The following is a 1,373-nucleotide window of genomic DNA, read 5'->3' on the forward strand; positions in this document are numbered from 1 at the left end:
TTTGAGATATTTTATATTTATCAGAATCGGCAGTAGCTGTGGTTTTATAAATCGTTGTTTTATCATTAACCTTTTCTATTTTAACAGGTTGAATGGCCTCATCTGCAAAAGCGTGACTTGAAAGTAGCAGAAATGCTGTTGAAGTAAGGATTGTTGTTTTTATCATTTTATTTATTTTCATAGTTAATTCTGACCTTTCACTTTAATTTCATGCGTTTTCCAATTAATTTCATATTTAACTGTAAAATTACGATTCTTAAATGCACCGTGTGTTCTTTTAGCAACGTAGTAACTAGAATAAGGATGTGGCGTATGTTTCCAAACATTAGTAATATCCATATTTCTACCAAGTGAAATTTCTATTTCTGAAGTTTCACTCGTATTTTTATCATGTGAAACTGTTGTAAGGAACGACGGATTAAAACCACTTAAAACAAGTGGTGGTAATTGATTGTCCGGGGCAAAATAGTCTCTGACTTTTTTATGAAATGTGTTTCCTCCGAAGAATAAATAATCATCATAGGCAGAAACTCTTTTCCCATCTCTATAAAATTCGTTTGCCTTTATCGCCCAAGTTACATTTTTAGAATTTTGTTGTTCTACTTCACTTACATAGTTTGTTTGGTTGTAACTGATTGATTTTGTATAGTTAGAAGAGCCATTTAGGTTTAAAAATGGATCTGGTTTGAATGTTCCTCCTACTGTATATCCCAATGTTTCCTTAACATCTACCGAGTCCGTTTTATTTTTTGGTAGATAATTAATAATATTTGTTTTATTATCGGCCAGTTTTAATGAAACATTATATTGGAACGGCCAATACATTTGAGCGATATCCGGACGTTTATAATTTTTTTGATAGGTTGTTCGGGGCTTTATGTAACCTTGTGTTTTAATCACTAATGCGTCCTTATCATATGTAGGGTCTTCTATAAAATCAAATTGAATATTTTGAGTGACACCCCATCTGTTACTACTGATATCTTGTGTCCTTTTAATTACTTGTGCATTGTTCCCAATATCTTCAAAATCATTTGCTGCAAATACATCTTGCTGTTCAGCGACAATAAATGATGCGATTAAACTAAAAGCTGCTACACTTTTTAAAAGTCTATTATTCTTCATTGCCTTTGCCTCTTTTCTATAATTTTTAATTACATTTTTATATTATCATTATTTTATACTAATGTTTCTTAACTCATCCTTAAATATTTTGAAAAAATAATTAACTAAAGGATTTTACAAAATATAGTTTACAAAACCTTATTATACCAATGTTTATGATAATAAAGTAAGATACAATATCATAGCTTTCTATTATATTTAAATAGTTGTTTGATAGATTATTCACATAGTCAATATAACTTTTCATT

General features: G+C 29.4%; 1 protein-coding gene and 1 pseudogene. Both read right to left on the minus strand.

Annotated elements, in window-relative coordinates; translation table 11 throughout:
- Window positions 1-181: pseudogene (locus CD118_RS12145) on the minus strand (leucotoxin LukD); the annotation flags it as partial.
- Window positions 182-183: 2 nt separating this feature from the next.
- On the minus strand, window positions 184-1,125 hold the full coding sequence (locus CD118_RS11840; RefSeq protein WP_103356760.1) for a leukocidin family pore-forming toxin: 942 nt from the start codon (window positions 1,123-1,125) through the stop codon (window positions 184-186).
- Window positions 1,126-1,373 lie beyond the last annotated feature (248 nt).

Source organism: Staphylococcus coagulans (assembly GCF_002901995.1).
GTDB classification, from domain to species: domain Bacteria; phylum Bacillota; class Bacilli; order Staphylococcales; family Staphylococcaceae; genus Staphylococcus; species Staphylococcus coagulans.